The organism is Thalassospira sp. CH_XMU1420-2, assembly GCF_037029325.1.
Taxonomy (GTDB): domain Bacteria; phylum Pseudomonadota; class Alphaproteobacteria; order Rhodospirillales; family Thalassospiraceae; genus Thalassospira; species Thalassospira povalilytica.
The window spans coordinates 1-5896 of record NZ_JAYMEG010000013.1 but is presented as its reverse complement, the minus strand read 5'-3'; the positions used below and the strand labels follow the sequence as shown (position 1 = coordinate 5896).

5 protein-coding genes are annotated in these 5896 nt (G+C 55.3%); all 5 read right to left on the bottom strand.

Annotation, left to right across the window (positions count from 1 at the left end):
- Positions 1 to 5 precede the first annotated feature (5 nt).
- Entirely contained in the window at positions 6 to 980 is a 975-nt protein-coding gene (locus tag WA429_RS20605) for an ExeA family protein (RefSeq protein ID WP_062956556.1), read from the bottom strand.
- Between the two features lie 12 nt (positions 981 to 992).
- Positions 993 to 2609 (bottom strand): DDE-type integrase/transposase/recombinase, encoded by a 1617-nt coding sequence (locus WA429_RS20600; protein ID WP_082923407.1) that lies wholly within the window; start codon positions 2607 to 2609, stop codon positions 993 to 995.
- A gap of 10 nt (positions 2610 to 2619) precedes the next feature.
- The gene (locus WA429_RS20595; protein ID WP_062956558.1) at positions 2620 to 3207 is read right to left on the bottom strand and encodes a recombinase family protein; all 588 of its coding nucleotides are present in this window, start codon (positions 3205 to 3207) and stop codon (positions 2620 to 2622) included.
- A gap of 234 nt (positions 3208 to 3441) precedes the next feature.
- Positions 3442 to 4734 carry a chromate efflux transporter gene (gene chrA, locus WA429_RS20590; RefSeq protein WP_114099728.1) on the bottom strand — a complete coding sequence of 431 codons (1293 nt, stop codon included), beginning with the start codon at positions 4732 to 4734 and terminating at the stop codon, positions 3442 to 3444.
- A gap of 3 nt (positions 4735 to 4737) precedes the next feature.
- Positions 4738 to 5556: a chromate resistance protein ChrB domain-containing protein gene (locus WA429_RS20585; RefSeq protein ID WP_114099729.1), complete on the bottom strand. Its 819-nt coding sequence runs from the start codon at positions 5554 to 5556 to the stop codon at positions 4738 to 4740.
- Positions 5557 to 5896 lie beyond the last annotated feature (340 nt).

Sequence of the window (5896 nt, the reverse complement as noted above, 5' to 3'; positions counted from 1 at the left end):
GAAGATTATATCGGCAATCCGGCCTGTCGCATCATCTGCCCCAGTTCCTGGGTCCGTTCGGAATCCAGGTGTCCTTTCAGGAACTTGCGCATTTCCGGAAGCCGGGTATCGAATTGCTCCGCCAGTGTCTTGGCATTGTATCCAAGCCGTGCCAGTCGGGCATCCAGATCGTCATAGCCGATCGCAATTGTTTCTTCGACAATTTCCCGGGTGACAGGCTTGGCGCCAAGCTTGTAGGCTTCGGTGAAAGCGCGTGTCAGATGTTCGGTAAACTGAAGCGGTGTTGACAGGCGCTCGACCATCAGATCCAGCGCATCGTCCGCAATAATGTCTCCTTGCCTAGTGTTTTTGGTCCGGCACTGCTTCAGCAGCCAGTCGAGATATTTGCGACTGTCATCGCCAAGCCCCTGAAACATGATCTTGGTGGTTCTATGCCCGATCTCTTCCATTGTCGCCTTGTTCAGATCATTCCGCAGGCGGGGATGGCCAACCAGAACGACAGACAGAACCCCGTCCCCTGCCTGGACAATTTCCATCAGACGCTTGAGACCGGTCAGCGTGTTTCCATGCAGGTCATGAGCTTCGTCGATGAACAGAACGACGGTTTTTCTCATTTTCCTGATGAGGTCCTGAAGTTTGCGTTCCCGCTTTTCGGGTTGTGTCGGCACTTTGACATCCGCATCACCGGAGACATCGAGAAAGATTGCGGTCAGAAGGGCTGGCAGAACAACACGCGGTTTGTCGATCGACAGGCTGCGGGCCACGAGAATATCTTTGCTTGCGGACAACTCTGTCTGAAGCCTGTTTAGCATCATGGTTTTTCCGACACCAACTGATCCTGTGATGGCAACCAGCCGACCGGCCAGAATGGCCGCCCGCAGGTCGGCCATCATCTGGCGGTGCCATTCCGTTTCGAAAAAACCGGCCAGCGCCCAGTCCTTCTCGATGCCATAAAATGCCCTGACATCCGCTGTTAGCATGACAGCCTCCTGCTATGTTTTAGGGTTCTTGCCGAACCGTGTTTTGATCGCCGTAGAAATTTCACGTTTGTTTGTCGTGGTGGTGACAAGCTCCTCGATGAATTCAAGGTCTTCGGCACTCAACCGCGCCAGCGGTTTTTCCAACAAATCCGCAATGCCGCGACGCGCATCGAGGGTGCTGGCATAACTGAACTGGTGCCACGGGTCCGGATCTTCAAACGTTGCTTCAACGAGGGGGATAATCTCTGCGCTGGAAAACACCTGTTCCGACCCGGCAAAGGCCGAACGCGGTACCGATATTCTGGCCGCCAAGTCGGCTACTTTGTCGGCACGCTTCTCGCGGGGCGATTTGGCCTGTTTGCGATAGCGGTGCAAAGGTATCGGTCCACCGACCGGGCGATACGGGCCATAGCGTTTATTGCCAAACTCGACAAACAGTTCTTGATCGAACAATCCCCACCACAATAAAACTTCTTCACCCGCCAGATCCGGGTCTACCTCATAATAGGCTCCCTTCAGATGAATGCGGGCGTCCGCTGCAACCGTTCGACGTTCCGGTTCCCGGGCAAAAGCGCAATACCGTTCCCAGGAACACATTTCGCGCAGGCCCTGCGCGGGCAAGTTTGAACACCAGTCTTCCGTTCGGCTATGGGCTTCATGGCGATGCGGTTTGTCATTGTAGCGGTTAATAAAGTTCAACAACCAGCTATTGGCTTCGGCCTCTGTTTTGGGACGATGAAAGTGATACAGGGTTTCATGAGCTTCCTTGACGGTCAGGAACGGACGTTCAACCTTGCCCTTGGATCGCGCCGTAACCCGTCGACCGTCCGAGCCGCGAGGCATGTGAGTACGCCAATCAACACCAAGATGTCCCATGACGGTCTGGAACACGATGCTTTTGGCAACTGGTCCATTGTCGAGATACAGTCCTAACGGTCTGCCCTGAAGTGTGGTGCCTTCTTTGGCTGCCATGGCGTTGAACAGGAACCGCAAGGCAGATTCCGCATCCTCACCATACACACAGCGATATTCCTGATAGGAAACACCACTACGATCATCTACCACGCTATAGAGCATCAGGGTTGGTGCTCCGCGTCCGGGTTCAATCCATTCCGGCTGGTCAAGTTCCTTAAGGTCGGACGGACTCATGTCGAAATGCCAGAGTTCGTTGGAATATCTGGCCTGAAACCGAACCGCAGCCGGGCCGCGTATCATCCGGGGATGATCATATCCCCAGTTCCGAAGCCACCGGTTCAGGGTAGATGTCGCCAGCGTTCCTTTAGGGGCTTGCACATAACCTTCGGGCGTCTCAATACCGTGATCCTCAAGCAACCGGATGGCTTCATTCGTCGACAACTTGTGACCTTTGCCATTCTCAGTTCTGATTTTCAGGGCGGCAACGATCTCGCAATATCGCTCCATGTCTAACCGCGACATGACCCTCGGCTCGCCGCTATCAGAACGCTGCATGCCTTTCGGGCGTTGCAAGTTTCGTAACTGGCGATAGACCGATGATATACTGAGACCATATAATTCGGCTGTTCGTGCAACAGCGCTGGCCCGGCCAGGATCTCGCGCGGGCAGAGAAGACAATCTGGTCCGAAGCGCCAGAAGTGCCTCGGCCGGTATGCGTGCGGCCCTACCTTTCATTGTCGGCCTCGCCATCAATGCTATCGGCAAATTCCGCGACATAGGTATAGACGGTTGCCCGCGACACACCCATCAGATCGCAGATCTCTTTAATACTGTGCTGTCTTGATCGATACAGGTCCACGACGTGTCGACGCTTGTCTTTGGTCAGTGCCTTACGGCGACCGCCTTTCCGGCCGCGCGATCTTGCGGCTTCCAAACCGGCTTTCGTTCGCTCCCGGATCAGGTTGCGTTCGAATTCAGCCAAGGCTGCAAAGATATGAAAGACCAGCTTGCCGCCGCTGGTGGTCGTATCAATCGCTTCGGTAATTGATCGCAGACCGATTTGTCGTTCGGCCAGCATCTCGGCGTGCGCAATCAATTCCTTCAGGGACCGTCCAAGGCGATCCAGACGCCAGACAACCAGCACATCGCCCTGACGTAATTCTTCGAAGGTGCGATCAAGCCCTGGACGATCAGTTTTGGCGCCGCTCACCTTGTCCCGAAAAATGCGCTCACAACCGGCTTCCCGCAAAGCATCATTTTGCAGGTCAAGATTTTGATCGTCGGTCGAGACACGTGCATAGCCGATACGCATGGCGCACCGTCCGGAAAGCCGTTTTTGAGGAGCAGAATATTACGTTGATTTCAAGACGCGGTATACAGACAAATTAACAGTTTTCAATCGGAGATTGGCATTCGGGCTTTCACCTGTCTGGAAAACGTTCCCTTTCTGGATGCAGCGTACAAGGTATGCTGTCCTGCCCGGACCGCACTACGGGAATGGCACGTTACAAAGGCGATCCGAGTTTTCATGTTCTTCGGGCAGGTCTCAGAGGAACAGCTTCAAACCAGCTCCAAGAAACGACGCAACCAACAGAATCCTGATGATACCCCAGTGCAACCGGAAGGCCAGGAAGCTGCTGAGGAGGAACAGGGTTACGGCGAGCCATTCGATGGTTGCAAGGTCCGGCCGCCAAAGCGTTATGGGTCCCAGCTTCTGCCGGTTCACGCCAGAGAACAGGACATGCAGTGCAAACCAGATCGAAAGATTTAGGATGACACCCACGACGGCGGCGGTGATTGCCTTAAGGGCACCTTTCAGTCGTGGTTGGTTCGATATCCATTCGATGTAAGGTGCACCAACGAGTATCCAGAGAAAGCACGGGGCGAAGGTCACCCAAAGCGCCACTACGGCAGCACTCAGGCCAAGCAGAAGTCCACCGTCCTTGAAGCCGGCGAGAAACCCGACGAATTGCGTGACCAGGATTAGCGGGCCAGGTGTCGTTTCCGCCAACCCAAGGGCGTCGACCATTTCACCTGCGGTTAGCCAGCCGAATTGGACAACGACATCTTGTGCCATGTAGGCGAGAACAGCATAAGCACCGCCGAAGGTCACGACAGCGAGCATGGAAAAAAAGCTGCCGACCTCGACCAGGATGCCGGGCGCACCCGACCATCCGAGGGCAAGCAGTGGCAGTAGCCAGATCGCCAACCATGTTGCGATCGTAAGGCTCGTCTTACCCACCGACACGTGCGCCATGTCCACAGCCTTCCGATCCATGTCCACGGTTCTCATGAACCAGCCGCACAGGCCCGCCATTAGGACGATCAGCGGATAGGGGATCGACAAGAAGAATATCCCGACAAACGCCAACGCCGCAATCAGCCAATGCACACGCTGTGAAAGTGCCTTTTTCGCGACCCGCAACAATGCCTCGACCACGATCACCAGAACGGCAGCCTTGATTCCGTAAAACAGTGCCTCCACAAGCGGTACATCGCCAAAGATGCTGTAGATCGTCGCCAGCAACATGATCACGGCGGCTCCAGGCAAGACGAACAGCAGCCCGGCGATCAAGCCGCCGAACGTGCCATGCAGCCGCCACCCGGCATAGGTAGCCAACTGCATCGCCTCGGGGCCGGGTAAGAGCATGCAAACGCTCAGCGCATTCAGGAATTGCTGCTCAGAGAGCCAACTGCGGTCTTCAACGACCTCCTTATGCATGAGCGAGATCTGGGCGGCGGGACCGCCAAACGATAGGATGCCGATCTTCCACCAAACCCGTGTTGCTTCCGCAAGCGTCGGGGTTTCGTCCCTCAGGACGTTACTGGAACCACTCATGACCTACGCCTTCTTCAACGCGGCGGGCCAGTCATGCCCTTCATCCGTGGCATCGCGTGCCCACCGATAGAATGCGTCGTAGAGCATCATGCCAGCTTCGAGCTGTTCCAGGTCGTCGCGATACATTCGAGATAGGCCTAGTGAGGCAGCAAGAAGTCCCGCTGCTTCAGGTGCCAGATCATGCCTGTTGGTGTCGGCACCACGCACGATCACGGCCAATCCCTCAAGCGCACTATGGCTGATGCCGAACTCTTCAATCATCGTGTCGAACGTGCATTTTTCGCCGCGATGGCTCCAGAATACGTTTTCAACGTCGAAGGGCGTCGCATTGAAACGTTCTGCGACGTTGAGGACCTGCGATGCGGCGACAAACAGTATTTGGGCATTCGGATCGACAAACCGGCGAATAAGCCAGGGACAAGCAATCCTGTCGATCTTTGGCCTGTGACGCGTTACCCAGACCGAGCATCCGCTGGCATCAGACGGTGGAAGTTTTTCCGCAAGAACCATCGGAAGCCCGGCATCTTTCCAGGCGAATTGCCCACCTTCGAGGATTTCCGCCTTCGCGCCGACTGATCGCAACAATGCGGCGGCACCTTGGCTAATCTTCAGGCCTTTCTGGCAGTAGACGACGACCGAACGGCCCGCGAGATCATCGGCAAGGTCACGCACATCGAGAAATGGTTGACGCATCGCGCTAGGGATCAGGTGCGGGTCCGCATCGAAGTCTTCGTCAATGCGTACATCAAGCAGTACGGGACAATCGGGTGTCCCCACCAAGCGGGCCAAGGTCGATACGGGTATTTCATTGTATGACGCCATAAAGCATCCTCCATGAACAGGTTGGATGGATGCAAGATTGGGCTGGCGCCTCACGGGGTTCTTGCGGACCCCCGGAACCGCTTTTTTAAACCCGGTTTTCCGCGCCGTCAAGCTCCAGAGCAGACATTAGCCGCATCGCAGAACAAATGGAAAAAGGGCTCCTTCAAGACCCACGCTACGCAAGTCACGAATGGCCGCTGTTTCTCACGACAGTCTTATGCAGATGTAGCTTGCCGAAAGCCTATCAAAACATGTGCTTTCAGATGTCAGCGCGGCATAATCCGGAACTCGGCATTATTTCTAATTTTATGTGTCAATTCAAATTGGTAATGTGAGCGTT